Annotated in this window: 23 protein-coding genes and 5 tRNA genes; 12 read left to right on the top strand and 16 right to left on the bottom strand. The window is 37.9% G+C overall.

The annotated features are described in order from the left end of the window. Nucleotides 1-48: 48 nt before the first annotated feature. Nucleotides 49-696 carry a vWA domain-containing protein gene (locus tag NSQ95_RS01640; protein ID WP_340886670.1) on the bottom strand — a complete coding sequence of 216 codons (648 nt, stop codon included), beginning with the start codon at nt 694-696 and terminating at the stop codon, nt 49-51. A gap of 250 nt (nt 697-946) precedes the next feature. Here NSQ95_RS01640 and NSQ95_RS01635 point away from each other — a divergent pair, with 250 nt between their 5' ends. Continuing rightward, on the top strand, nt 947-2,002 hold the full coding sequence (locus tag NSQ95_RS01635; RefSeq protein ID WP_340886967.1) for a YeeE/YedE family protein: 1,056 nt from the start codon (nt 947-949) through the stop codon (nt 2,000-2,002). Nucleotides 2,003-2,020: 18 nt separating this feature from the next. Next, nucleotides 2,021-2,245 carry a sulfurtransferase TusA family protein gene (locus NSQ95_RS01630; RefSeq protein ID WP_169360055.1) on the top strand — a complete coding sequence of 75 codons (225 nt, stop codon included), beginning with the start codon at nt 2,021-2,023 and terminating at the stop codon, nt 2,243-2,245. 48 nt (nt 2,246-2,293) lie between these two features. On the opposite strand, the gene NSQ95_RS01625 is transcribed toward NSQ95_RS01630, so the two are convergent. Next, nucleotides 2,294-3,268: a macro domain-containing protein gene (locus NSQ95_RS01625; protein ID WP_298472171.1), complete on the bottom strand. Its 975-nt coding sequence runs from the start codon at nt 3,266-3,268 to the stop codon at nt 2,294-2,296. Between the two features lie 120 nt (nt 3,269-3,388). On the opposite strand from NSQ95_RS01625, the gene NSQ95_RS01620 reads away from it, so the two are divergent. Further along, a complete protein-coding gene (locus NSQ95_RS01620) occupies nt 3,389-3,766 on the top strand; it encodes an SLAP domain-containing protein (protein ID WP_298472169.1) in 378 nt (125 codons plus the stop codon). A gap of 318 nt (nt 3,767-4,084) precedes the next feature. Here NSQ95_RS01620 and NSQ95_RS01615 read toward each other — a convergent pair whose 3' ends face one another. From NSQ95_RS01615 to NSQ95_RS01600, 4 genes are all read right to left on the bottom strand, one after another. Beyond that, entirely contained in the window at nt 4,085-4,684 is a 600-nt protein-coding gene (locus tag NSQ95_RS01615) for a hypothetical protein (protein WP_340886666.1), read from the bottom strand. 627 nt (nt 4,685-5,311) lie between these two features. Beyond that, nucleotides 5,312-6,262 (bottom strand): MBL fold metallo-hydrolase, encoded by a 951-nt coding sequence (locus NSQ95_RS01610; RefSeq protein ID WP_298472166.1) that lies wholly within the window; start codon nt 6,260-6,262, stop codon nt 5,312-5,314. Between the two features lie 21 nt (nt 6,263-6,283). Continuing rightward, the gene (locus tag NSQ95_RS01605; protein WP_340886662.1) at nt 6,284-7,036 is read right to left on the bottom strand and encodes a DUF2071 domain-containing protein; all 753 of its coding nucleotides are present in this window, start codon (nt 7,034-7,036) and stop codon (nt 6,284-6,286) included. Continuing rightward, nucleotides 7,029-7,718: an HAD family hydrolase gene (locus tag NSQ95_RS01600; RefSeq protein ID WP_340886658.1), complete on the bottom strand. Its 690-nt coding sequence runs from the start codon at nt 7,716-7,718 to the stop codon at nt 7,029-7,031. The genes NSQ95_RS01605 and NSQ95_RS01600 overlap by 8 nt, the downstream gene beginning before the upstream one ends. Before the next feature lie 161 nt (nt 7,719-7,879). Between NSQ95_RS01600 and NSQ95_RS01595 the strand changes: the two genes are divergently transcribed. Next, nucleotides 7,880-8,998 carry an NADH-dependent flavin oxidoreductase gene (locus NSQ95_RS01595; protein WP_340886657.1) on the top strand — a complete coding sequence of 373 codons (1,119 nt, stop codon included), beginning with the start codon at nt 7,880-7,882 and terminating at the stop codon, nt 8,996-8,998. Nucleotides 8,999-9,041: 43 nt separating this feature from the next. Here the strand turns inward: NSQ95_RS01595 and NSQ95_RS01590 are convergent, their stop codons facing one another. The 4 genes from NSQ95_RS01590 to NSQ95_RS01575 all read right to left on the bottom strand — a co-directional run bounded on the left by NSQ95_RS01590 (nt 9,042) and on the right by NSQ95_RS01575 (nt 14,620). Then, the gene (locus NSQ95_RS01590) at nt 9,042-9,818 is read right to left on the bottom strand and encodes a YqhG family protein (RefSeq protein WP_340886655.1); all 777 of its coding nucleotides are present in this window, start codon (nt 9,816-9,818) and stop codon (nt 9,042-9,044) included. A 29-nt stretch (nt 9,819-9,847) separates the two neighbouring features. Beyond that, a complete protein-coding gene (locus NSQ95_RS01585; RefSeq protein WP_340886653.1) occupies nt 9,848-11,380 on the bottom strand; it encodes an SNF2-related protein in 1,533 nt (510 codons plus the stop codon). Nucleotides 11,381-11,491: 111 nt separating this feature from the next. After that, entirely contained in the window at nt 11,492-13,174 is a 1,683-nt protein-coding gene (locus tag NSQ95_RS01580; protein ID WP_340886650.1) for a hypothetical protein, read from the bottom strand. A gap of 15 nt (nt 13,175-13,189) precedes the next feature. After that, complete coding sequence (locus tag NSQ95_RS01575) at nt 13,190-14,620, bottom strand: VWA domain-containing protein (RefSeq protein WP_340886647.1); 1,431 nt, start codon at nt 14,618-14,620, stop codon at nt 13,190-13,192. Nucleotides 14,621-14,796: 176 nt separating this feature from the next. Between NSQ95_RS01575 and NSQ95_RS01570 the strand changes: the two genes are divergently transcribed. From NSQ95_RS01570 to NSQ95_RS01545, 6 genes are all read left to right on the top strand, one after another. Next, nucleotides 14,797-14,889, top strand: a tRNA-Ser gene (locus NSQ95_RS01570). A gap of 195 nt (nt 14,890-15,084) precedes the next feature. Further along, nucleotides 15,085-15,161, top strand: a tRNA-Met gene (locus NSQ95_RS01565). Nucleotides 15,162-15,164: 3 nt separating this feature from the next. Continuing rightward, a tRNA-Asp gene (locus tag NSQ95_RS01560) sits at nt 15,165-15,240 on the top strand. Between the two features lie 110 nt (nt 15,241-15,350). Next, nucleotides 15,351-15,426 (top strand) — tRNA-Phe (locus NSQ95_RS01555). 13 nt (nt 15,427-15,439) lie between these two features. Further along, nucleotides 15,440-15,510 (top strand) — tRNA-Gly (locus NSQ95_RS01550). A gap of 137 nt (nt 15,511-15,647) precedes the next feature. Then, nucleotides 15,648-16,328: a hypothetical protein gene (locus NSQ95_RS01545; RefSeq protein ID WP_340886646.1), complete on the top strand. Its 681-nt coding sequence runs from the start codon at nt 15,648-15,650 to the stop codon at nt 16,326-16,328. Between the two features lie 91 nt (nt 16,329-16,419). On the opposite strand, the gene NSQ95_RS01540 is transcribed toward NSQ95_RS01545, so the two are convergent. From NSQ95_RS01540 to xylA, 3 genes are all read right to left on the bottom strand, one after another. After that, a complete protein-coding gene (locus NSQ95_RS01540; protein ID WP_340886643.1) occupies nt 16,420-17,469 on the bottom strand; it encodes an aldose epimerase family protein in 1,050 nt (349 codons plus the stop codon). A 73-nt stretch (nt 17,470-17,542) separates the two neighbouring features. Next, nucleotides 17,543-19,042, bottom strand: a complete 1,500-nt coding sequence (gene xylB, locus NSQ95_RS01535; RefSeq protein WP_340886641.1) for a xylulokinase — start codon at nt 19,040-19,042, stop codon at nt 17,543-17,545. 31 nt (nt 19,043-19,073) lie between these two features. Next, nucleotides 19,074-20,393 carry a xylose isomerase gene (gene xylA, locus NSQ95_RS01530; protein ID WP_340886639.1) on the bottom strand — a complete coding sequence of 440 codons (1,320 nt, stop codon included), beginning with the start codon at nt 20,391-20,393 and terminating at the stop codon, nt 19,074-19,076. 152 nt (nt 20,394-20,545) lie between these two features. Here xylA and NSQ95_RS01525 point away from each other — a divergent pair, with 152 nt between their 5' ends. Then, the gene (locus tag NSQ95_RS01525; protein WP_340886636.1) at nt 20,546-21,178 is read left to right on the top strand and encodes a YesL family protein; all 633 of its coding nucleotides are present in this window, start codon (nt 20,546-20,548) and stop codon (nt 21,176-21,178) included. Between the two features lie 27 nt (nt 21,179-21,205). Here the strand turns inward: NSQ95_RS01525 and NSQ95_RS01520 are convergent, their stop codons facing one another. The 3 genes from NSQ95_RS01520 to NSQ95_RS01510 form a co-directional block, all read right to left on the bottom strand. Next, nucleotides 21,206-22,027 carry a carbohydrate ABC transporter permease gene (locus NSQ95_RS01520; RefSeq protein ID WP_251556428.1) on the bottom strand — a complete coding sequence of 274 codons (822 nt, stop codon included), beginning with the start codon at nt 22,025-22,027 and terminating at the stop codon, nt 21,206-21,208. A gap of 13 nt (nt 22,028-22,040) precedes the next feature. Then, nucleotides 22,041-22,919, bottom strand: a complete 879-nt coding sequence (locus NSQ95_RS01515; protein ID WP_340886633.1) for a sugar ABC transporter permease — start codon at nt 22,917-22,919, stop codon at nt 22,041-22,043. A 94-nt stretch (nt 22,920-23,013) separates the two neighbouring features. After that, complete coding sequence (locus tag NSQ95_RS01510) at nt 23,014-24,306, bottom strand: extracellular solute-binding protein (protein ID WP_340886629.1); 1,293 nt, start codon at nt 24,304-24,306, stop codon at nt 23,014-23,016. A 170-nt stretch (nt 24,307-24,476) separates the two neighbouring features. Between NSQ95_RS01510 and NSQ95_RS01505 the strand changes: the two genes are divergently transcribed. Beyond that, nucleotides 24,477-25,667 carry an ROK family protein gene (locus NSQ95_RS01505; protein WP_340886964.1) on the top strand — a complete coding sequence of 397 codons (1,191 nt, stop codon included), beginning with the start codon at nt 24,477-24,479 and terminating at the stop codon, nt 25,665-25,667. Nucleotides 25,668-25,929 lie beyond the last annotated feature (262 nt).

Genomic DNA, 25,929 nt, shown 5'->3' with positions numbered 1-25,929 from the left:
GAAAAAGGTCAGTCACTTTTGACTGACCTTATTATATGTTTATTCTCCCTAGTGCTTACGGCTAGTAAAATCCTTTTCTATCCCCATCTTCCAAGAGCGGTCTATTTTGGACCCTTTACGGTAAGATGAAACTACGTTACTAACCGATTCATAGTTTAAACGTGTTCCTTCCTTATCAGCATGATATTTGACGGCAAATTCCTCCGAAATCCCAAAGTTGGCAGCAGTAGCAATGGCGTCTATATTGGCTCCTAAAAATATAAATTCCCAGCCGTATGTCTCCTTCTGACGTGAAATCATCATTTTAATTTTTTCGTAATTATACTCACAGCTAGAGTTTTCCATCCCATCCGTCGTAATAACAAATAGGACTTTGCTAGCTCGTTCCTCAGAGCTTGTTCTCTTTTGTATGTTTCCTATTTTCTGTATGGTGGATCCTATCGCATCCAGTAATGCGGTCATTCCCCCTACCTGGTAGTCTCTTTCAGTTATAGGTGAAACGCCTTTAACATTTATCCGGTCATGTAGTAATTCATAGTCATCATTAAATAGTACTGTCGTTACGATTGCCTCTCCTTCCTCTTTCTTTTGTTTAGCAAGCATGGCATTAAAGCCACCGATCGTATCTGCTTCTAGTCCGGTCATTGAACCACTTTTATCTAATATAAAAACTAGCTCTGTTAAATTGTTTTTCATCATATAGCCTCCATTGGTTTTTATTTATATAAAAAGAGTATCAATTTCTATAATGGGAAAGGTCGCTTGCAAGGCGACTTCTATAGCAAGTGTAAGTTTAGAAGTGTAACTGTCAAAATACCTCTTTCAACCTCCACGAATTGGAAGATATTTATTTGAGCAAAATCATTGTCATATTTACTTTTCCAATGTATTATAATCCTATCAGTTTAGTAAGAATTAAAGAGAAGGCGGGATAAACGTGATACAAATGCTCATTACAGGTTTATTTTGTGGGGCGTTATTAGGATTCGTCATGCAACGAGGAAGATTTTGTTTGACTGGCGGTTTCCGTGATATGTACTTAACAAAAGACAATCGCATGTTTTATGCGTTATTAATAGCAATTGCCGTACAAAGTGTCGGTGTATATACATTAATAGAGTTAGGCGTGTTTGAATTTAATGCTGGTACTCTACCGTTAGTTGCAATAATTATAGGATCATTCATTTTTGGTATTGGTATTGTGTTAGCTGGTGGTTGTGCGACGGGAACTTGGTACCGTGCTGGTGAAGGCTTAATCGGGAGCTGGATTGCCTTAGCAGGATATATGCTAATGGCTGCTATTATGAAAACTGGGGTATTAGTACCTTTAAACAATAAAATAAGTTCATCTCAGCTACCATCTAACTCCATTTCAGAAACACTTGGCATCAACGTGTGGATTTTAATAGGTATTCTAGTAGCAGTAGTAGGATGGATCGTCTATAAAGAAGTTACAAAACCAAAAGTTTTTATCCCATCTTTAAAGCCAAAAAGAACTGGATTGGCACATATATTATTTGAAAAACGCTGGCACCCATTTATAACTGCCGTTTTAATCGGGGCTATCGCAGTGTTAGCTTGGCCGTTAAGTGTTGCTACTGGACGTATTGGTGGCCTAGGAATTACAACTCCGTCAGCTAATATTCTTCAATATTTAACAACAGGGGACACAGCATTTATCAATTGGGGAGTATTTTTAGTCCTTGGTATTTTCATTGGATCATTTATCGCAGCAAAAGCTAGCCGTGAGTTCCGTTTCAGAATGCCAGATGTTAAAACTGGTATTAATAGCTTTGTTGGTGGTAATTTAATGGGCTTCGGTGCTAGTTTAGCAGGCGGGTGCTCTATTGGAAATGGCTTAGTAATGACTGCCATGATGACTTGGCAGGGCTGGATTGCTCTAGCATTTATGATTTTAGGTACATGGACAGCAGTATACTTTGTTTTTGTCCGCGGACGCAGAAAAAACAAAGCGATGAAAGCAAGTGTAAAAACAGCTTAAAAAAGGAGAGAATTTCAAATGAAACAAGTATTAGAAGTTATGGGTATGGTTTGTCCATTCCCTTTAGTAGAAGCAAAAGAGGCTATCGCAGAAATGAGCTCAGGTGACGAGCTTGTAATTGAATTTGACTGTACGCAAGCAACTGAAAGCATCCCTCGTTGGGCAGCAGAAGAGGGTCACACAATTACTAACTATGAGCAGCTAAGTGATGCTGCTTGGACAATTACTGTTCAAAAGAAATAATAAAATGAGGACGATCCAGACATCAGTCAGGGTCGTCCTTTTCTTGTTTTATGCACCTAATAATGCTTGGTCGAAACTAAACAGAGCTTCATTAATCTCGAATATATTATAGTTTTCCTGTTGGATAAAATATTCAATAATCACATCAAATTTATGGCTTCTAGATAATGTGTACCCAGCCTTTTCTAATAGGCTATTCGTTTCTTCAAGGTTTAATCGAAGGGATATGGCAAAGGCGACTACTGTTTTCTTTAATGGAGTATAGTCCTTGTTATTTCTTATTTTCGAAAACAGGCGTCGGTCAATGTTTGCATTTTTGTAGACAGAAACATCGGTCATTCCCTTTTCATCTATAAAGCGTAGAAGCCTTTCGGAGAATGATTCATCCAAATGCTCTATTATTTCCTGTAAATCCTGGCTAGATTGCAACACCATCGAATCCTCTAGCTCATATACTTCTCTTCTAATTCTGCCGAAGCTTATGTCCATTTCCTCGACATAGTGCTCATCAATAAATTCCTCAATAGACCTGAACAGTTTCTCACTTAGTTTAAAGGCTTTTTTATCATAAACAACAATATAAACAAGCATTTCATGATTCAAGAGGAACGAGCTTATCGTAGAAATAGCTACCTGTAGAGCTTGCTCCTTTGGATATCCATAAATACCAGAAGAGATTAATGGAAACGCTACTGACTCACAGCCATGAGATAACGCTAATTTTAGCGAGTTATTATAGCAGGCAGTTAGTAGGTCTTTTTCTCCGTTAGAACCCCCTTTCCATACAGGCCCTACTGCATGAATAATATATTGAGCATCTAGTCGAAAGGCGTCCGTTATAACTGCTTCGCCAGTTTGACAATGCCCAATATGATTACAGGCTTTTTGTAGTTCCTTGGCCCCCGCCTCATGGAAAATAGCCCCGCAGACACCGCCTCCTATTTGAAGATTTTGATTTGCAGCATTTACAATTGCATCTACTTGCATCTTTGTAATATCATTTCGGACAATCTCTAATGGCATACTCTACTCCTTCCTCTCAAGCTCATTTCTATTAGCTTAAATATTAAACAAAACGCGACTAATTGAACAGCAAGACATAACTATTTATGCTAAACTTGCGTTCTAGAGGAGGTTACTAATATGCAAAAGCTAAAATTCGAAGCATCCTGGGATAAAGCAATAGCTAAACGGGATCGTTTGTATATCGAAAAAGTTTTCGAGGAAACAAAGGAGTCATTGTCTAACAACATTGTTTTTTCACCCATAAAAGAAGCTATTAATCATAAAAACGAGCTATTAGTTACCGTACTAGTCCATAACTTCACGGAGCGCTCTCTTTCTTTTCACAAAACACGTATCTTCTATCTGATTGAAGAGGACACAATAGCTAAAAACGATTTCACTATCCCAACTCTTGTCGTTCCATCTAAAACGAGTATGCCTTGGACCTTTATATTTCCGGTACACAGCCTAGTAGAACAAAGACCTTCCCCATCGGGATTCATACGTTTAGAATAACATGAAAAGGCAAGGCTTTTTTCTGGTCTGATTTTATTTGCATCATAATTAAACATTGGCATTTTACATAGCCAATTGATTTAGCCAAAATAAAAAAGCAGGTCACTGAAATCTAACGGGTTCGGTTTTGGAGTATAAAACAGCAAAAAACAATGGAAATAGCTACTTAAATGGTTAGGAACTAACACTGGAAATGGCATATAAATTAACAGTAAAAATAACACAATAAAAAAGGACCTTGGATAATCCAGCTCCTTTTTCCTTTGACTTTAAATGTCACCTTCTTCAATTAAAGTCCTCGTTAGCTAAATAAGCCAATCATCTACCAATTCGTTCAAGTGTATCTGAATAATTGTCGTCAATAATGAGCATCGGTTCCTTTATAGACTGTAAGATGCCTTCTATATTAACTAATTCATTGCCTTTTTCTTCACTAATCGTACTAAAAACTGTAATAACGGCGTCCATCTTCTCTTTTTCTTCACTACTTATCGCATAAGAATGATTTTTAAGAAACTTATTTGTCATACCAGAAATAAATTCATCAACACGAAATAAGCTATATTGTAGTAAATCCCAATCGGATGATGTGTCGCCCATATGTATGGTTGAGATAGCAAACAAGTAGGAATGAATGCTTCTATTCTCTGCGATAACAATGCTCCAACTGTTGTACAAATCATTTTTCACTTCATTGTTTTCCTCTTTTTCGGTAGTTAAATCAACAAACTCCCCTAGCCTCTTAGCCAAATTACTACCTTGAACGGTTATAATTGATAAACTTTCATAATTTCTATCTACACTCTGATTAACATAGTGCTTATACTCTAACTGAACATAAATACTGTATATAACAAAGACTCCAACTATCACAATAAGAAATCTATTTAATAACTTTTTTAATTTCGGTTTGTTCATATTATCACCCTTTTGCCATTTTATTTCTTCAATCATCCTGCCCCGTTAGATTTACATCCAAAAAGATAGTCCACTTTCTTCAAGTGAACTATCTTAGATATATAATATTTTTCAAATACAGTTCTTTGTCTGTTATACCTAATCACTGTGCGGGAGTTTTGACGGTTGTTTTGACCTTCCTTAGTTTTGAAAGGTAAGCGAAAGTTGTGATAAGTCCCTAGTAGTCAATGACGTTTAATTGGGTTATCAGCATATTCATTATGGCTGCCTGAACCACCACTGAATTCCTGCATATTAACGATTTTTCACCACCAGTAGTAGCTAACTTGTACGACCTGCCTATCCTTTATTGGTTGGTATTGAAATGGACACAATAAATCCTCAAGCCTCTCCACCTTATTCACAACTTTAAAGATTATTATGACATTTTTTTATATGCTCGTCTTTCTGCATATTCGGAACAACCATAACAAAGTTTTAGCTTCTTCCCTTCAGGACTTTTAAAGAAACGATATGGACCTGCTTTTCTATGGCAAATAGAACATTTTGTTGAAAATAGCTTAAACATGTTTACTCCCCCAAAAATCTCTTTTAATCTATCACGTTTACATTTTTTACTCCTGTTACTTAACTATTTAAGTTTTGTTTTCCCAAGAAATCCATCAATCCCATCGAACATACCTCGGTATCAATTTGAATGATCTCATATACTTCATGGTCATCTGGAATTTCTTGTCCTCTTAAATGATCCTTCACTAATGCCTGAAGTCTCTTTGCTAGCTCCTCATGGTCTTTATTTTCTCTTTGAACATCTTTCGCAGTTTCTACAAAAAGTGGAAGCCACTCGGAAACCTGTGCCAACCCTGCTGCTGCATCAGTCGTCATCCCAAAGTGACCATAGTAAATATAGCTTAGATTCATACTTTGGAATCGCTCTATTGCATTTTGCATCGCCTCGGGATTGAATTGATTTGGTGATGTGGAAGGCAGTACCAAGTCTACACCATCTTTAGCTAGCTGCTCGTATCTCACTCCAACTGTATCACCTACAAACATGCCGTTACTGATTGGGTCAAAAATACTAAAATGATGATTGGCGTGGCCAGGGGTATCTAAGAATGTCAGGGTACAGTTGGAGCCCATTTGTAACGTTTCTCCCTCTGCCTTAATTAGTAATCGATCTTCTGGTATCGGTACAATCGGATTAAAGAATTCATCGAACTTAGTTCCATATACTGCTCTTGCACTGGCAATAAGACGCTCAGGATTTGCTAAATGTCTTGCACCTTTTGGATGCACCACTACTTTAGCGTTAGGGCACGACTGTAATAGTAGGCCAGTGCCTCCAGCATGGTCAAGGTGAATATGGGTCACGATGATATATTTCACATCCTCTAAGGAGTAGCCTAAATTCTGAATACCTTCTTTCACATGCTTTACCGAGGAGCTTGGACCAGTTTCTACTATAGTTAGCTCATCTTCCTTAATAACATATGTACCTGTTCTTTCTGTAAAGCCCATATCTAGAATGTCAATTAAAGAAATCCTTTCATTCAATGGTAGCGGGTAACTCTCCATATAAAATTCCTCCTTTAGAATTTAATTGTTTAATGCAGAAACTAGCGGCCACATCCTAACCTCCATACTTCTAGAATAGTGCAGGACTGGTTCATCTCCTTCCACCTGAATCCCTTGCTCAGACAACATAGTGTTTAAACGAATATCTGCCTCAGCCTGCTGTAATAGCCATCTCTCATGAAGGATGTCACAACGCAGCGGCTCCCCTTTTTTACTTAATGTATATAGGCAATAGCGCTCTGTAAGCCATTCTTCAAAGCTCCCTTCTTTTGCATAGAAGGAATCGGAGATAGGACGGTAGCTACATTCAAATCTGGCATTCACACCGTGCCGTCGCTTACTTGTATATTCTATAAACGAATCCCTTTTTTCTACCTTCATATCGGCATGCATATATGGTAAATGGTAAATCGTTTGAGCCACCTTCACTGCCAATAAGTTTTCTGCATCTAAGCTGAAGAAAAACACACCTGGTTTTCCATTTACTGTTACATACGTCCGGACATTTAACTCTGCAAAGCTATCAGTTCCCGGAACTCTTGGCGTTCCACGTAGTCTAATATTGGTCATATGAAAAGGAACAACACCAATCCACCCTTTCCCATTAAACGTATCTAAAGCGAGTCCATTAGGCACAAGCTGTCGTAATACGTTTATGTCGATGGGGTAATGCGCAAACAACAAGTCATTCCATGTCTGAGTCATTGTCCATGGTAACTTAGGCAATGGCCATGAACGATGACTAGCATCCCATTTATCTTTTTTGCTATTCATAACTTTTCTCCTCTTCCTTCACTAAATCTAATACTTCCCTTGGTAGTCCAAGCCTCGGAAAGTCAAAAACTATGTTGTGCTCTCGAGATTGCAAAAACCAAGTCGCCTGGTATGGGTTCATTCCAACCTTACTTGCACCCATTAGCTCATCGGACCCTCCGTCTCCTATATATAAACAATGCGCAGGCTCTACACCCAATCGCTTGCAAGCAGTTAAGTAGATGCCTGGATTTGGCTTACGCTCTTTTACTTCATAAGAGAAAACGATATCATCAAAAAATGGTGGCAATAAGCTGGTATACCATCCTTCTATTTCCTCAGATGTACAGTTACTAATGAGTCCTATTTTAATATTTTTAGCTTTAAGGTTTTCTAGCATTTTTATAATCGAGTCATCAATATGCTCAAAAGCAACAGACTTCACATATACTCTTTGTGCGTGTATTACTTGGATAACTTTTTCATCAATCGGCAAACCATTTTCAGTTAAAATCTCTTTTAACACGCTGGGATGATCGGCATAAGTTCCATCCATTCTGTCATTAACTCGCGCATGCCATTCGTGTCTGTAGAGCGCTTCTTCTATACCTAGCAATTCTACAGAATAACTTGCTTTCTTACTCCCCTTTTCCCATTCTGTAATAAGCGTCTCATACAAATCAAAAATTACCGCTTGAATCAAACAGCTCCCCCCCTACCTTTTTATCGGTTATAGAAAAGCTTCTATAATTAATGAGTAAAAACCTTCCTAGATTGAGATTTCAAGCCAATTATTTTTATTTTGAAGAGCATTCATTTAGGGTATATAGAGAAGTGACTTAATAATAAGGGAGATGTTATTTAATGGGTAATAATTCCATGTTCGATTCATACACATTACCATCAGGAGTTACATTAAAAAATCGAATTTTAATGGCTCCCATGACTACTTATTCTTCGGAGAAAAATGGAGATATTTCTGAGGATGAACTCATCTATTATGCACGTCGTGCTAAAAGTGGAATTGGTGCAGTCATTACGGCATGTGCGTATGCAGAGCCACTTGGGGTGGGATTTCAATACTCAATAGGCGCGGAATCTGACGAGAGAATACCTAGCCTGCAAAAATTGGCGAGCGCTATTAAAGACAATGGCTCAAAGGCTATTTTGCAAATTTTCCATGCAGGTAGACAATCGAATTCTAACGTGTTGAAAGGGGAGCAACCAGTATCTGCAAGTGCTGTTGCAGCACCTCGCGACAATGCAGAAGTACCACGAGAAATGACAGAGGAAGAGATTGAAAAAACGATTGCCTCTTTTAAAGAAGCAACCCGTAGAGCCATTGAAGCAGGCTTCGACGGAGTAGAAATACATGGGGCGAACACTTACTTAATTCACCAGTTCTTCTCTCCACATTCCAATCGTAGAACTGACAAATGGGGTGGGAACCTAGAGAAGCGTATGACATTTCCGTTGGCAATTGTAGATGCGGTTCAAACTGCTGCTAACCAGTATACAAAGGAGCCATTTATAATAGGCTATCGCTTTTCTCCAGAGGAATATCAGGATCCAGGATTCACAATGGATGATACATTAAAGCTTTTACGTGTATTGGCTGAAAAAGACCTTGATTATCTTCACGTGTCTCTCGGGCACTTCTTTGGATCTTCTAATAGAGACGAAAGTGATACTACACCACGTATTGAACTTATTCAGGAGGCGGTTGGCGACAAGGTACCTGTGATTGGTGTTGGTGCTCTGGAAACGAGAGAGGATGTTGAAAAAGCATTAGACGTAACTCCTCTTGTTGCAATTGGCCGAGCATTAGTTACAGATCCTGAATGGTTCACGAAGATGGAAAAAGGGGCGGACGACACCATTCTTCCCGCTGTTTATGTAAGCAAGAAAGAAGAACTCGATATTCCAGATCCATTATGGGATAAAATCATGCAAGTTAAAGGTTGGTTTAAAGTCGCTGACTAACAATTAAAAAATGGCTCCGGAGGTTTTCCTCTGGAGCCATTTTTCATTTCATATAAAATAATCCACCATTGATAATTTCTATTCCCACACGAGCTGCATACTGTTCCTCAAGAGCCTTTTTTTCCATCTCATAGCATTCAGGCTTGTCCTCTACACCATCATAAAAGTATTCCAATACTTCAAGGCTCTTTTGTAGCCGATCCTTTGCTTCTTCAGCCCACGTATGATCGTCATTTGCAATTATACCGTCAATTACTGCATCTAAACGTTCCAAGCCTCGCAACGGCTTAATGATATAAGGAAGATTAAATACATTGTACGGCTTCGCCACATCAAAGCTGATCTCTTTAATGGAATCATGGAAATCTTCCCGAACAATTCCCGTCATAAGATTTAGTCCTAGCGAAAAAAATGTTTCCTTCGTCTGATCACTATAGTACGTCACCTTATAGTTCACCCCAAGCCAAGGAGTAAAAATTACCTGGGAATCGCTAACAATTTTTTCATACATGTGAACAAAGGATCCAAGCTCTTGCACAGCCTTGAACATTTGCTTCAGCCTGTTAGAGCCAAAATGAATAACCTCTCCCTTTACATCTTCCTGTAGCTTTGTTTTGTCCGTTATAAACGTAAGCTGCATGGGACTTGGCTCTGTTCCTGTAGCTTCGACGTATTGCCAATAATACGGACGGTTCATCAGCTTTTTGTCCATTTCTTCTGTCAGTTGGACAACCACATAGTGATCACTCTTGCTTAGAATAGGGCAATTATTTTCTTTAAAAAATTGAAGTAAAAAGTCGTGAACCTGATCTGGGTACATGCATACCCTCCTTCCCTACCCTGTCTGCACTATATTGTTTTTTTATAAGTCGTTAAAATATCGTCCAATTCACCGACTACTTTTTCAAATACATCGATTTTCGTGTAAAGCAAATCTAAAATATGCTGCTCAATAGTATCTTGAATAGCTAAATTATAGATGTGCACATCATGCTCCTGCCCTAACCTATGCACACGTCCGATTCGCTGTTCTAGTTTCATTGGATTCCACGGGAGATCATAATTGATGACGTGATGACAGAACTGAAGGTTTATCCCTTCTCCACCTGACTCTGTCGCTATTAGCACCTGTGCTTGCTCCTTGAATAAGTGTTTCATCCAATCACGCTTATTTTTATTGAACTTACCGTTAAACAAAACACTCGATATTCCCTTCGTACTCAAATACCATTGCAGGTAAATTTGAGTAGCACGGTATTCTGTAAAAATTATCACTTTGTCTTTTGCTTCAGCGACAATTTCGTAGGCTTTCTCTGCCTTCGAGTTCACTTCAAGCGACATCAGCTTTTCCATTACCGTTTGTACATACTCAATTTCTTCTTGGTTCGTACATTTTTCTACCATGTTGTTAAGCGTTAAACAAGTCGCTTCCTTACTACTACACATTTCCTTTTGAAGTGTAATCATAGAAAAAGCACCAGAAAAAACAGAGGAAATGTTTTTAAGATTGGAAATCATTTCATACACTTCTTTTTCCTCTTTTGTAAATTCAATAGGAATTATTTTCACCTGACGAGATGTCCACTCAATCCCTGTATCCTGCCTTCTATTTCTTACCATTACCTGGTTGACCAGCTCTCTCAGATACTCATCATGCTCTAAGCTGTGCTTACTTGCAGAGAATGACTCCTGAAATGTCTCATAATTACCTAAGTGACCTGGCTTCAATAAAGAAATGAGATAAAATAATTCAAAGACATCATTTTGAACTGGCGTTGCGGTTAATAACAAGCAGAATTTTTTCTTTAACCCCTGAACGAATTCATATATTTTCGTTTTATGGTTTTTCAGCTTGTGGGCCTCATCAATGATGATCATGTCATAATTTTGAGCATATATAAGCTCTTTATGCGGACTTTTTTTAGCTGTATCCATGCTCATGATGACGATGTCATTGTGGTCAAGGGAATAACTCTTTTTGTAAGCGATGGCAGGTATATGAAATTTAAAATTCATTTCTTCCACCCATTGATTGATTAAGGACGCAGGAGCAAGGATTAGAGCTTTTTTCACAAGCCCGCGAACCATATATTCCTTTAATATTAAGCCTGCTTCAATCGTTTTCCCAAGACCTACCTCATCCGCTAATATAGCTTTCCCATTCATTCGCTCAATAACTTTTTGTGCCACCTCTAATTGGTGGTTTAATGCTTGAAGGTTTGGTAAATACTTTGGAGACTGAAGTCCCTTAAAATCTGTTATTAAATTTGTTTTTACAATATCATAGCTCATATTATAAAGATTCCAATTATCCCATGGCTCTTCATTTTCTAATCTTTTTATAAAGCCTTCCTTCCAGGAAGACGACTTTTCTATCAACATAAAAAACACCTCACAGCAAATCATTTTTCTTAGATTGCCCAAATGTGAGGTGTGTATGATTTATTTTCGTGAATATAATATGTAAAAACTTTCAAAATGGAAGATTCATTCTTAAAGTAAACTATCTATCGTTTTTCCCTTTAGACCATCCCATATTTTATTCACTGTAAAGTTTTGAGCTAAAACTACAGATCTATTGGTTATCTCATCTGGATAGCCAAGTATTTCAAGTAATTTTATAGCATTTCTTGACATGGAAGGCCCCTCATGAACTTTATAATCAAATTGTACTTCTCCGCCTTCAACCTTTTCCCTAAAGTGATAATTATCATATATACTTTCCGCTATTTCGGTCAGCTCGATGTCATGGGTTGCCAACAAATTTATGCCTTTATTTAGAGATAACCACTCCATGATAGAGGCCGACGCTGCTATTCGTTCGATGGTGTTTGTCCCTTTTAGAATTTCATCTATAAATGAAATACAAGGCTTTCCTTCAGTTATGAGGCGAATAATTCGCTGTAACGATTTTATCTCAGCAATAAAATAACTGTCACCGTTCAACACATTATCCTGAACCGCCATAGAAGTTACGATATAACTAGGCTTCATAGTCCAGCTTTTTGCAATTACTGTATTGATAGTTTGTGCTAAGATGGCATTTATAGCAATAGCTTTAATATATGTAGACTTCCCAGAAGCATTAGAGCCTGTGATAAGCGTACACTTCCTTAAATGAGAAGAATTTAAAACTGGCTTTACTAGAAGAGGATGCCCCATTTTTTCAAATGTAAGTAACTCATGATCTGTAAATGTAGGTGTACAGTATGTATCTAATGTATTACGGTAATAACTGACTGCTATTGCCGCATCAAGCTTTCCTACTAAAGTCCAAACTTCTTCATATTCCTTTTGGTGAGCAGAAATTGTTTTGAAAATCTTATTATAAGAAATAAAATCTAACAAAAAGAGGATACGCACGTATTCTAACAATAAGTCAATCTCACCGCTTCCTCCACTTCCTAAGGTTGCAAGCCTGTTAAAGGTAACTACCTTTTTTAAGGGCTGAATACTACTTTTTAGACCACCTATATGTGGCATTAGCATTAAATCTTGTAGAGATGATATTCGCTTAGCAGCAAATATAGTAGCAGCAGCATATCCCACCGAATGAAGGTTATATTCTATCTTTGTCTTGTTTCTATAATAGATAATTCCATTTAAGATCAGTGAGCCTATAAAACTTAATACTCCATATTTAATACTGATAAAAAGTAAAAGTAGAGAAGCTATGGGCAAAAGTGCAAGGATTACATACATATAAGTATTTTTTATTTCAATCTCTTTTAAGTCAAAGAAATAGGAAGATGAATTTGTATAGTTTTCTTTGCCAAGATCAGAAAGAATTAGAAGCACTTTTTCTCTCAGTCCTACGTTTTCTGTAAGTAGCGAATACAATGCTTCATTGCTTTGTTTCTTGAATGGGTCGATTGCTCGAAGCTCATTAAATAAGTATTCCTCCCCTACAGAGGATTGAGTGTAATTTAGCTTTTTAAAAACCTCATTCATACCTAAGTCAGCCCACGTCAGCTCATCCACGCCATCATAAACTTTAGATTGTTTTTTCTTATTAAACCAATAGGAGGATATGGAATTCAGATCTGCTTCTGGCGAGGAAAATATACCAGAAGCCCATTCTTCCCGAAAGTTCTTTAACTTCTTTCTCTCTCTAGTAAGTAAATGATAAAAAATGATGGCAACTACCACGATTGCGATAATGAAAAATGTACTCATCTAATAGCCCTCCTATTAAGACTGTTCTGACCTAAGCCTATTTACTTCCTCTGTCCAAGCCTTAATTTTTTGGTGAATGCGATTATATTCCTCTTCTACCGTTTGTTTTTTCGATTCACTTAAATTATCATTCCACTTGGATAGTGTGTCTTTTCGTTCCTGCACCTTCGTTTGCAGTGCTTCTGCTTGTTCTGCTGTAATTATTTTTTCTGATTCCATTAAACTCACCATTTGGCTCATTCGATTTCGTTCATTGGAAATGGCAAATGAAAGGGCAAGCGAAATTTGACTGATGTCATACTGTGCATTAGAGATTGCGAAGCCATTAGGTGCATTTAATTGAATATAAGCTACATCTAAGACACTTGGAATAACCCACTTTTCTTCTATACTTTTATTCAATTCGTCACTATTGTCAGCAGAGATATATTCTCCATTCCCAGCCTCGGCTACAGCCTTTAATTGATCCTCCCCTTTTTGATCAACATTAAAGCCGATAATATTCACTTTACGATTATCACTATTCTTAGCGAATTCTTCTGCTTCTTTTATAGGGTCACCATCGCATGTCTCTGCACCGTCGCTCACAATATAAATAGTTAATGCCCCTTCATAATTTTTACTAGCTTCATTCGCTGTTTTTATAGCTGCAGCTAATGGAGTCCACCCATTTGCTACTACATCATCAACAACCGGGTCAAATTGATCTGCGCTATATGGTTGCATTGGATAAACCTCGTCTATTTTTGTACATGAAAGATCCTTGTCTTTCTCCTCTTGTGAGCCTGCATGACCATAAACATATAGAGAAACCTCACTAGAAGCTCCAATCGTATTGGCAAAGCGCTTCATAGCAGTTTTTGCAATTCCCATCTTTTGTTTACCATCTACGGGCAACAGCATACTTGAACTTGCGTCGAGTAATAACATCGCCTTAGGTGTTGCTTCTTCGTCGCCTATAACTGAGCTGGTTTCTTTAGTAGGCTCCGGCAAATACGGTTCATTTAAAACTGCAGAATAATTCATTTGTTTATCTAACAAATCACCATACACATTGCTACCGAAATAATAGAGAAGCATTTTAAACAACGTATCCTCGTCCGCTATCATTTCACTCATTTGTTTAAGCTCTTCTAATTCATTTCTAGTTAACTCTCTAGCGTCCTTTGGCCAGCTTGATGTCTCGTGATCATAGGAATAGTCTAATGCGAATATTCCAGGCTTTGATTCCTTCCATTCCTCTAAGCTAGTTGGAATAATAATTTGTTCAATAGCTTGAAGGTTTTCGTTTCCTGAATCATTCTCTTTCACGGATCCACCAACTGACTCTTCTATAATTTGACCGTCATTTATTTTGTTAATTCCTGTACCTTCCTGTGTTTCTTCTGAGCATGCTGAAAGTAGTAATAAGAGCATTAAAATTAATAGGTTAACTTGGCGACCCATAGAAATCCTCCTTATTTTCTAATTACTGATAAATCTCATACGTTGCTGTATGGAAAAATGTTTCATTTCAAGTCAATTTCATCTTCAGACTTCTTTCCCTAAAAAAGGTGGTTGCATTTTTTCTTTATACGTGATATATTATATCTTGTCTTGTTGCTCTAGAAGTAACATTTTACGGAGGAATACCCAAGTTCGGCTGAAGGGATCGGTCTTGAAAACCGACAGGCGGGTCATACCGCGCGGGGGTTCGAATCCCTCTTCCTCCTCCATTTATTTTTTATATTATTTTTCTAAAATTTGTAGTATAATATAAGAATAGTTGATTTAAATTTCAACTTTATTATTGTCGCGGGGTGGAGCAAATCGTCAAACGTAGATGACGATTAACACCGATGCAGGCGCAGCCGAAGCAGGTGTCTTACTTTCTTCGAGCGTAGAATTTATATTAAGACGTTTATTATTGTCGCGGGGTGGAGCAGTTCGGTAGCTCGTCGGGCTCATAACCCGAAGGTCACAGGTTCAAATCCTGTCCCCGCAACCAAATGGTCCCGTGGTGTAGCGGTTAACATGCCTGCCTGTCACGCAGGAGATCGCCGGTTCGATCCCGGTCGGGACCGCCATTTTTTTGTAAGCAAGCAGTTCCTATGCAACTAAGTGATATAACAAACATAATTTGTGTTATACTTAACTGACTATGAGACACTAAGCTTGATTTACTTAATGAGATTTAGGCTCAGTAGCTCAGTCGGTAGAGCAAAGGACTGAAAATCCTTGTGTCGGCGGTTCGATTCCGTCCTGAGCCACCATTTATATTAATATGCGGGTGTAGTTTAGTGGTAAAACCTCAGCCTTCCAAGCTGATGATGAGAGTTCGATTCTCTTCACCCGCTTCATATGAAAAAGACCTATTGATGCAAAGATCAATAGGTCTTTTTTTTGCGCATTTTTATTCTCTATTCATCTTAGGAATAAAAAGAGCGGATTGGGATAAGATAGTAGAAGAAAATGATGAGAGGCGGTAATGACTATGACTACAGAATGGTTTGACAGAGTAACAGAGGAACTACAGGATCATTTGAATTCGATCTGCGAGCAATATGACCAAGTCGGCCATATGAATATTAATCGTGCCTCTAAGCATCCTAGAATTGAATTTTTTGTTGCTAGTACGGATGAGGAAGAACGAGACTATTTTTGCACTATACTTTTTGACCCTTACAATGAAGAATTTTATGTTGAAAGCTTTGACGTTGAGTTGAACCAGCCAACCAGAATAATGTTAGATGATATTACCGATATAATAGAAGCAGTTCATGAAAGCTTCCACGAGTTTCTGGAAGACGATAGTGATATTGAATGGATCTACATGGATGAGGAAGATGGACTTGACGATTACGTTATCGATGATGACGATGATGACGATGATGACGAAATTATGCTAGAGGAAATTGATGTAGAATGGGAAACTCCTGAAATCACTGCATTTTTAATAGATGATAAAATGGAAGTAACGTATCAGTTTGGGATAGACAGTGCTAATGGTGATGGTGTTCTTCGTAGAAGAAACCGTAGTTGGACTGATACTGAACAAGAGCTAGTAGATGAAAGCACTTTTACATTTACTAAGGATGAGGCAAGTACTATTATAGCTATGATTGCCAGTCATATGGATAAAATGGTCGGGTACGACGACATTATAGATATCTAAGTTTTAAATACATCTTCAATTGGACTACTGCCATTTGAAGATGTTTTATTTTTTTGAGGATATGTAGTCTTGGGCAAAAGCTTTTAGTCTGCTAAATAACCCCAAAGGAATAAACAGTTTTAGATGTATACTCTTCCCCTGCTTGTAGAATTACAGAATGCAAATGAGGGTGATGGATTGAGTCTGGGGGACCTTGTGTTTCTAAGCATACACCTAAATGATTTCTTAACCTCTTTCCCCTCATATTTTCCATGCTGTCTAAATTATTTCCTGTATAGACGATGACGGCCGACTCCGTTGTATCCACTGTTAGCTTTCGACCACTTTTCTCTTCCGTTAAAACGATTATGTTATTTTTATTTTCATCCAATAAAAATGGATGATCATATCCGTAACCAACAAGTACATTTTGAGGGTGTCGTGAATGTACTCCATCCGCAATTTTACGGCTCTCTCGAAAATCAAATACCGAATCATCTACAGGTACTAACTTTCCCGTTGGTAGAAACTCTTCATTCAGCTCCAAGTATGTAAGACTATCCATAGCTAATTCATGGTTTAAAACATCTCTTCTCAGATTACCACTTAGGTTAAAATACGAATGGTTTGTAACATTTACTAAAGTATCCTTGTCAGAAATACCGCTATATCTAATAGATAACTCGTCTGTATTATTAGAAATTGTATAGACTACCTTCATGTTCAAATTCCCAGGATAACCTTCTTCCCCGTCCTTGCTTAAGTAAGTAAACTCAATTGTTGTTTCCTCTGCGCCTTCCAACACAGTAGAATCCCATAAAACATGACTGAACCCTTTAGGTCCTCCATGTAGGTGATTGCTTTTTTCATTCGGTGTAACATGATAGACATTCCCCCCTAAGCGAAAGGCTCCTCCTTTAATACGGCCAGCAGCTCGACCGACAACAGCTCCTAAGTATTTGCTATTCTGACCGTATTCTTCTAAGGAATCGTACCCTAATACTACATTTTCATACTGGCCTCTCCTGTCGGCCGCTAATACTTCAGTAATCACACACCCATAATTCATACAAGACACTTCAAAACCATTTTTATTTTTTACTGTAAATAATGTAACTTGCTGGTCATCTATAACTCCAAATTTTCTCTCTTTGACTAGCAATTCCTTATCCCCTTTCACACAATAATTTATAAGAGCCCCAACTAGATAGTTGAGACTCGGGATATGACATCCTTTAAGGGCGAAACTCTAATAGCTCTCTATTCAGGTCCTTCGTTTGAACATAAACCTTTTGATAAATAGAAAATAATTTCTTATATTTTTCCACATTTTCTTTATTAGGAGTAAACTCTTTATCCTCCTTCAAAAACTTATCTGCACAATCGTTTAACGAATTAAACCATCCACATCCATAAGCAGCCAACATAGCAGCTCCCATTCCAGGACCCTGTTCACTAGTTAACCGAACAATCTTAGCATCAAAAATGTCTGCTTGGATTTGAAGCCAATCATCATTTTGAGCACCGCCACCAATGGACACCACAGTATCTATGGACTTCCCATTTCGGCGAAATATTTCAATGGATTCGTGCAACGAAAATGTTATTCCCTCTAGTACAGCTCGGGTAAAATCCTTACGTTCATGTGAACTGTCCATCCCAATGAAACTAGCACGAACAGTTGCATCGGCATAAGGAGTTCTTTCTCCAACTAAGTATGGGGTAAATAACAATCCATTAGAACCAACTGGAACAGAACCTACCTCATACAATAATTCTTCGAACGTTTCACCCTTCGCAAAAACCTCTTTAAACCAACTCAAGCTATGGCCAGCTGAAAGAGTTACACCCATTGTATAAAAGGCATCTGGTGCAGCGTGATTAAAGTAATGAACCTTTCCTGCAAAATCTTTGTTCGGTGTGGCTTCGTAGGATAAAACAACACCAGACGTGCCTATACTGCAAAGGGTCTCACCGTCCTTTAATATCCCTGAACCAATCGCTCCACAGGCATTATCAGCTCCTCCCGCGAAAACACGAGTAGTGTTGGAAAGACCAGTAGCCTTCGCTATCTCAAAGGATACCGTACCAACTTCCTGATATGACTCCACCAGTGGCGGACACATGCTAGGATCTAAGTCTATTAAGGCACATATCTCCAAGCTCCATTCCTTCTTACTTACATCCAAGAGAAGTGTTCCCGCAGCATCTGAGTAATCCATGTGAAGTTGACCAGTTAGTTTATATCTTAGGTAGTCCTTCGGAAGCAAAAACGTCTTCGCTTTCTTATAGATGGTTGGCTCATGAGCTTTAATCCATAATATTTTAGGAAGAGTAAAGCCCTCTAATGCAGGGTTTTTAGTTATTTCAAGCAACTTTTCCTCGCCAATCAAATCATAGATTTGTTCACATTGTGCTGTAGTACGAGTATCATTCCATAGAATTGCAGGACGCAATACTTCGTTAACCTCATCTAACAGAACGAGCCCGTGCATCTGACCGGAAAAACTGATTCCTTCTATGTCATCGACATCACCGGAGAAGCTCTTCAAAAGCTCCTCTAATCCGAGCAGTGTCTGATCCACCCAGTGCTGAGGGTTTTGTTCGCTATAACCCGTTTTCTCTTGTATTAACGGATACGATTTAGATACACTTTGAACAACTAACCCATTCTTATCGACGAGTAGTATTTTAACCGCACTTGTTCCTAAATCTATTCCAATAACATATTTCATAGCCTCAGCCCTCCTACCATTTGCAGGGTTATTATTTATACGCCTGTAACAAATACTGATTGATTGTAGCTTTAATCTGCTCTAAGCGACCGGAAGTCTGTTTAATATGTTGAAGACCCAAAGCATATTCTTCTAACTTATGGAAATTTGTTTTCCCTTCCACTATATCTAAGCCAATGCCATCCTGATACGTTTTATAGCGGTCCTGCACTATATCTTCAAGTACTTTATCATCTATTAGATTTTGAGCCACTCGTAATCCTATAGCAAAGGCATCCATCCCAGCGATATGTGCATGAAACAAGTCCTCCGGTTCAAATGATGCTCTTCTTACTTTTGCATCAAAGTTTAAACCGCCCTTACCCAGACCACCATTTTGTAAAATTTCATACATCGCAAGGGTTGTAGTCCATAGGTCTGTCGGGAATTCATCTGTATCCCAGCCAAGAAGTGGATTACCTTGGTTGGCATCAACAGAACCGAGCATATTATTAATCCGTGCATAATGAAGCTCATGCTCAAAGGTATGGCCAGCAAGTGTGGCATGGTTCGCTTCAATATTAAATTTAAACGATTTTTCTAGGCCATAGCTTTGTAAAAACGCATGGGCAGTCGCTACATCATAATCATATTGGTGAGTCGACGGCTCCTTTGGTTTAGGCTCAATTAAGAACTGTGCGTCAAATCCAATCTCTTTCGCAAAATCTATAGCCATATGATAAAAACGAGCCAAGTTATCTAGTTCTAGTTTCATATTGGTATTTAATAACGTATCGTATCCCTCGCGCCCTCCCCAGAACACGTAATTTTGTGCCCCAAGCTCCTTACCAATTTCTAATCCTTTTTTCACCTTAGCAGCGGAGTAAGCAAACACATCTGCATTACTCGATGTAGCTGCTCCATGAACAAAGCGAGGATGTGTGAAGTTATTTGCCGTATTCCAAAGTAGCTTTGCTTTACTAGTTTTCATATAGTCCTTGATCATGCTGACAATCACGTCTAAATTTTGATTGCTTTCCCTTAAGTTACTTCCCTCTGGAGCAATATCAACATCATGGAAACAGAAAAACGGCACATCCATCTTCTCGTAGAACTCGAAAGATGCTTCTACCCGTGCCTTTGCTAAGTCCAATCCACTTAGTTTGTCCCAAGGACGGTTCATGCTACCTGCGCCAAAAGGGTCTGACCCGTCCATCGTAAACGTATGCCAGTAAGACACCGCGTATCTTAAAATCTCTTCCATCGTTTTGTCGCCAATTTTCTCTTGTGGATTATAAAACTTAAATGCATAAGGGTTTTGTGATGCAGCACCTTCAAACATAACTTTCTGTACATTTTGGAAATAGACCATTATTTATACCTCCTGATTTTTACTCTCACTTTTTAGTTTGTTAATTATCTGAACAAAGTTTTAAAAATAGTGCCATTCTTTAAAAATAGAGTGTATGCTATAAATAAATATCGAATTTTACAAAAATATAAAATTGATAAAGGCGGATTCCTATGAATGCAACCAGTAGCTTTATTTATAACTTAGCTGAATGGATCACTAAATTTGCTTATTTAAACTTGCTATGGATACTTTTCACACTTCTGGGTGGTGTCTTTTTAGGACTGTTCCCCTCTACTATTTCCATGTTCGCTGTAGTAAGGGCATGGTTAAAAGGTGACACTGATATATCCGTATTTCGTACATTTTGGAAACATTATCGAGATGAATTTTTAAAAAGTAATAGGTTAGGAGTATTTGTTGCCGTCCTTATAGTCTTTATTGCTTTAGACATTTTTTACATACAGTCTTCCGAAAGCAGCCTGTTACACTGGACTTACCTACCACTATTTGCATTTATGCTATTGTTTGTTATGTTTCTATTTTATCTTTTCCCATCCTTTGTACACTTTGACACAAAGTTAGGACAGGTAATTAAGAATGCCTTTTTTATCATGCTCATCAATCCGTTGACGACCCTATTAATCTTTCTTTGCTTAATACCTTTCATCTACTTAATTAGTATTCTTCCAGCTATCGGATTTATATTTGGTGGGAGCGTATACGCTTTTATATCTATGCGATTTAGCCTGCATGCCTTTCAAAAAGTGCATGAAAAGAAGGAAACATTGGGATCTTCTCAGTAATAGCCACTCCTAAGTGAAAGCCATTACTTAACCTTTTACTGCGCTTGCAGAAATCCCTTCGACTACTTTATTGCTAAAGAAGATAAAAGCTATAATGATTGGCAATACGCTTATAATCAGGGTAGCCCCTATCGCTCCCCAGTCTGTCATATATTGACCGATAAAGTTTTGTATTCCGACCGTTAATGTTTTATATTTGTCTGAGCTAATAAATGTATTCACGAAAACAAACTCATTCCAGTTATAAATCATATTAATCACTACCGTTGTAGCCATTACTGGCGTTGTCATCGGGAGAATCACTTGAAAAAACATTCGATTAACGGAGCAACCATCTATTATGGCTGCCTCCTCTATTTCTTTTGGCAAAGTATAATAGAATCCAAGTAAAATCATCATCGTTATTGGTAAGTTATAGGCTGTATATGTAATAACAACTCCGAGTGGGTTATCTATTAAATTCACGCTTAAAAACATGCTATAGAGTGGAATCAACGCCGAATGAATGGGAATCATTAAACCAATGATGAACAGACTGAGTACTGCTCCACTTAGCTTCCATCTCATCCGAGTAATTGCAAAAGTAGCCATACTTGCGAAAAGCACAGTTAATACGATAGAAAGTGCTGTGATCCACACACTGTTAAAAAAATAAACTCCAATACCGCCATCCCAAACTTTTAGATAGTTTTCCCATCTAAACTCTGATGGCAACGCAAAGGGCGAGCCCGCAAATATTTCTCGATTATCTTTTAATGAGAAAATAAATAACCATATTAGCGGGATGATTTGAAACAATGCTACAACAATTAGACTGAAATACAGAAAAAAGTAGCCAACACGTCTCATATACAACCTCCTTTTAATATTCTATTCTCTCTTTTGTCGCTGTTAGCTTTCTAACAATAAAGGTAACGATTAATGTAATGATAAGTAATAAGAAACCAATCGCACTTCCGTATCCGAAGTTATAGCTTGAAAACGCAAGCTTATACATGTATGAAGCCATTACTTCACTCGCTCCATTCGGTCCACCAGAAGTCATGACATAGATTAAGTCAAAATACTTTAACGATCCAATGATTGCTAATACAATCGTTACACTCACCACTTCTTTAATCAACGGAAGCTTAATCTTTGTAGCAATTTGGAAGGCAGAGGCCCCATCCATTCTTGCTGCTTCGATTAATGACTCTGGAATATTCTTCAACGCAGCATAGTAAATCAAAATATAAAACCCTGCATACTGCCACAAAATCGGTATAAAAATTGCAAACAACACAATTGATGGCTCTGCAAGCCAAGCTGGAGGATTTTCCACTCCTATTTGCTTAAGAAACACATTTAAAATACCATTCGAAGGATTATATACTTTAATCCAAAGCTGGGCTATAGCTACAGAGGACAATAACATCGGTATCAAATATATTTTTCTTAATAAATCAGATCCTTTTATCTTGGACGCCAATATAAAGGAGATGGTTAAGTAAATGGCTAAGCTCAAGGTAGAGAATATTGCCAACAAAAAGGAATGATAGGCACTACTCCAAAATTTCATATCCTGAAGACCTTTTATATAATTCTCTAAGCCAATGAACGTTTTTTCTCCTATACCATCCCATTGCATTAAGCCATAATATCCAGACAACATTAGCGGAATGAATATTAACACTAGGACTAATAAAAGTGCAGGTGAAATATACAATGCTATTAGCAGTTTGTTAGACATTACCTTGTTCATACAAGTAACTCCTTCCCTATCAGATAGACAAGGGTTACCCCAGTAATAGGAATAACCCTTACATCCATCGACAAATCCTCTAGCTAATTATCTATTATTTGGAAAGAGCATCCTCATGTGCTTTTCCAAACTCTTCTGGAGTCATTTCCTTTCCAAATAGCGCTTGAATCGAATCTAAATGTACTTGTGCAACATCAGGGCTCATCTGAACATCTGCAAATAGCGTAATATTACTTGCCTCGTTTAACTCATTTAAAATATCAATATACATCTCTGGAAGATCCAACGAGCCTGCATCTACTTTGGTAGCTGGGATTACCCCTGCTTTTGTAACAGCTTTTTCTCCCCATGCTTTAACAAAGTAAGCAGCAAAGTCCTTCGCTTCTTCTTTTACATCAGAGTCCTCTGCTACGAATAATCCAACTCCCGGTCCTCCAACAAAGCTATCCATATCCCCGTTTCCATTAACAGTTGGGAATTTCAAATATTGAACTGAATCTCTAAATTCCTGTGGTACCGTTTCATTTGTTGTATAGTTCGGTAAATCCCAAGTAGCGATTAAATACATCGGAGCTTGCTCACTCATGAACATACTTTTTGCTTCCTCATCCGCCAGTCCATTAAATCCTTTGACGAATGCACCCATATCAACAAGATCTTGAACCTTTTGAGCTGCCTCCACTAATGCAGGATCTTCAAAAGAACCAGAACGATCGATTGCCTTGTTAAGAACCTCTGCTCCTCCAAGACGATCAGCTAAATACATATACCAAAGTGACCCTGTCCAAGCATCCTTATTTCCTAAGGCAATTGGATCTATTCCATTTTCTTTAAATACTTTTATCACATTCTCTAATTCTTCAAAAGTCTTTGGTGCTTCTAAGTTATATTCCTCAAACATTGCACTGTTATAGTATAGTGTGACAATATTAAGCTCTAGCGGTAAGCCATATGTTTTCCCGTCTAGGGCATATGCCTCTGCAGTTCCCGGAACAAAGCTATCACTTAGCTGGTCTTTAATAACATCATCTAATGGAGCGAACATATTTCCGCCAACATAAGGCTCTAAGAAGCCTGCAGCCCAAGTCATTCCTACATCTGGAAGCTCTTTAGAGGTGGATAATACTCTTAACTTATCTTTGTATTGTTCATTACTTAACACTTCCAAATCCACTTTGACACCATCATTCTCTTTTTCATAATCTGCAATAATTTCATTTACAACATCATAATGTTGCTTGGAACTTCCTTCTGGCCATAAATGCATAAACTTAATTTCTTTGTCCCCATTTTTACTTGAAGATGTTTCATCTGCGTCTGAACAACCGGCTAATAAATAAAATAAAGAAGCAAATAATAGAATTTTAATCATTTTGTTGATTTTCATTCTTATTTCCCCCACCCCAAAGTTTTTACAACAATATTCTGAATATTGTATGCGTTTTCATTGTAGCAAATAACACTATGTTAGTCTAGTGGATAAACAAAGTTTTTTTATTTTTCAGTTTTATGTTAGAATGATGAAAAATGATAAAGAAAGAGCTGAAGTGAATGAAGCTGAATGCTAACCAAACATGGAATCACCATGTGGTCAAAAAAGGAAACAAATCACTAGTTCTAGATAAGATAAAATATAATTCCCCTATCTCGAGAGCGACTGTTGCTAGTCAAGTCGGATTAAACAAAGGAACTGTTTCCTCTTTAGTTAATGACTTGCTGGAAGAACACCTTATCTATGAATCTGGACCAGGGGAATCTAGTGGTGGTAGAAGACCAGTTATGCTGCTGTTCAATGAAAAAGCTGGCTACTCTATCGGTATAGACATTGGAGTTAACTATCTACTCGGAGTGCTAACCGATCTTAACGGTAATATTCACACCGAGAAGCGTATAGCTTTTAAGAATCTATCTTATGAAGAAATAGAGTTGAGATTATTTGAAACGATAGACTTCCTCCTTATCTCTACTCCCGATTGTCCTCATGGAGTAGTAGGAATTGGAGTGGGTGTGCCAGGGATTGTAGAGAAGGATGGAAATATTCTATTAGCACCAAATTTAAATTGGAGAAATATTAACTTAAAGGAGGTTTTAGAAGAAAAATATAATCTACCTATCATTATAGAAAACGAAGCAAATGCCGGAGCTTATGGCGAGAAGCATTTTGGAGCTGGCAAGGACTTTGAGAATGTCATCTACGTAAGTGCAGGAATAGGTATCGGCGTCGGATTAATATTGAATGGTTCTCTTTACAAAGGCTCTAATGGATTCTCTGGTGAGCTTGGTCATATGACTATTCAAGCAGGAGATCTGTTATGTCGCTGTGGAAACGAAGGCTGTTGGGAGCTTTATGCATCTGAACAAGCGCTAATGAGACATGCAGAGAAATTAGATATACCCTTTGATTCACAGGATTTAGAAGGCTTAGTCTCCCTTGCGCAAAGTGGAAATGAGGAAGTCATTCAATTGTTTCATCAGACGGGTGACTATTTAGGTATCGGCATCAATAACATTATCAATATCTTTAACCCGCAACAAGTCATTATCGGGAACCGTTTAGCTTACTCCAAAAAATGGTTAAAGGACTCTTTAAATAAAAGAATTACAAATCAGGCTCTCTGGTTTCAACAAAACGATTTGCAAATTGATTTTTCAGAGCTATCCACGAGGTCTACAGCATTAGGGGTTGCTGCTTTTTCCATTGAAAACTTTTTAAGTGTCAGTATCCAACAGGATGTTTTGCTAGAATAAACGTTTTCTGGAGTCAATTTACTTTTTTGAAGACTAAAAAATGATTAATTCCCCTCCCTTACACATAGTTTTGATGATTAGTAAATTTAATTATCTGAAAATTACGATTTTATATTCTCTGATAATAAATGGTTTAGTGGGCAGCAATTTTATAGATTTATAACCGTTCGCTGGGATATATGACCGCTCAGAAGAATATATAACCGTTCACGGAGATTTATGACCGTTCGCTGAAATTTATAACCGTTCGCTGAAATTTATA

The organism is Psychrobacillus sp. FSL W7-1457 (assembly GCF_038593405.1).
In the GTDB taxonomy this organism is placed as follows: Bacteria; Bacillota; Bacilli; order Bacillales_A; family Planococcaceae; genus Psychrobacillus.
This window is presented reverse-complemented; position numbering and strand designations above follow the sequence as displayed.

Coding starts and splice junctions, on each gene's coding strand:
- NSQ95_RS01585 (WP_340886653.1), bottom strand. CDS start 11,380: ATGTTGATAGAAAAGTCGTCTTCCTGGAAGGAAGGCTTTATAAAAAGA.
- NSQ95_RS01615 (WP_340886666.1), bottom strand. CDS start 4,684: ATGAACAAACCGAAATTAAAAAAGTTATTAAATAGATTTCTTATTGTG.
- NSQ95_RS01525 (WP_340886636.1), top strand. CDS start 20,546: ATGAATGCAACCAGTAGCTTTATTTATAACTTAGCTGAATGGATCACT.
- NSQ95_RS01635 (WP_340886967.1), top strand. CDS start 947: ATGCTCATTACAGGTTTATTTTGTGGGGCGTTATTAGGATTCGTCATG.
- NSQ95_RS01610 (WP_298472166.1), bottom strand. CDS start 6,262: ATGGAGAGTTACCCGCTACCATTGAATGAAAGGATTTCTTTAATTGAC.
- NSQ95_RS01545 (WP_340886646.1), top strand. CDS start 15,648: ATGACTACAGAATGGTTTGACAGAGTAACAGAGGAACTACAGGATCAT.
- NSQ95_RS01515 (WP_340886633.1), bottom strand. CDS start 22,919: ATGAACAAGGTAATGTCTAACAAACTGCTAATAGCATTGTATATTTCA.
- NSQ95_RS01620 (WP_298472169.1), top strand. CDS start 3,389: ATGCAAAAGCTAAAATTCGAAGCATCCTGGGATAAAGCAATAGCTAAA.
- NSQ95_RS01605 (WP_340886662.1), bottom strand. CDS start 7,036: ATGAATAGCAAAAAAGATAAATGGGATGCTAGTCATCGTTCATGGCCA.
- NSQ95_RS01625 (WP_298472171.1), bottom strand. CDS start 3,268: ATGCCATTAGAGATTGTCCGAAATGATATTACAAAGATGCAAGTAGAT.
- xylB (WP_340886641.1), bottom strand. CDS start 19,042: ATGAAATATGTTATTGGAATAGATTTAGGAACAAGTGCGGTTAAAATA.
- NSQ95_RS01580 (WP_340886650.1), bottom strand. CDS start 13,174: ATGAGTACATTTTTCATTATCGCAATCGTGGTAGTTGCCATCATTTTT.
- NSQ95_RS01640 (WP_340886670.1), bottom strand. CDS start 696: ATGAAAAACAATTTAACAGAGCTAGTTTTTATATTAGATAAAAGTGGT.
- NSQ95_RS01630 (WP_169360055.1), top strand. CDS start 2,021: ATGAAACAAGTATTAGAAGTTATGGGTATGGTTTGTCCATTCCCTTTA.
- xylA (WP_340886639.1), bottom strand. CDS start 20,393: ATGGTCTATTTCCAAAATGTACAGAAAGTTATGTTTGAAGGTGCTGCA.
- NSQ95_RS01575 (WP_340886647.1), bottom strand. CDS start 14,620: ATGGGTCGCCAAGTTAACCTATTAATTTTAATGCTCTTATTACTACTT.
- NSQ95_RS01590 (WP_340886655.1), bottom strand. CDS start 9,818: ATGTACCCAGATCAGGTTCACGACTTTTTACTTCAATTTTTTAAAGAA.
- NSQ95_RS01520 (WP_251556428.1), bottom strand. CDS start 22,027: ATGAGACGTGTTGGCTACTTTTTTCTGTATTTCAGTCTAATTGTTGTA.
- NSQ95_RS01595 (WP_340886657.1), top strand. CDS start 7,880: ATGGGTAATAATTCCATGTTCGATTCATACACATTACCATCAGGAGTT.
- NSQ95_RS01510 (WP_340886629.1), bottom strand. CDS start 24,306: ATGAAAATCAACAAAATGATTAAAATTCTATTATTTGCTTCTTTATTT.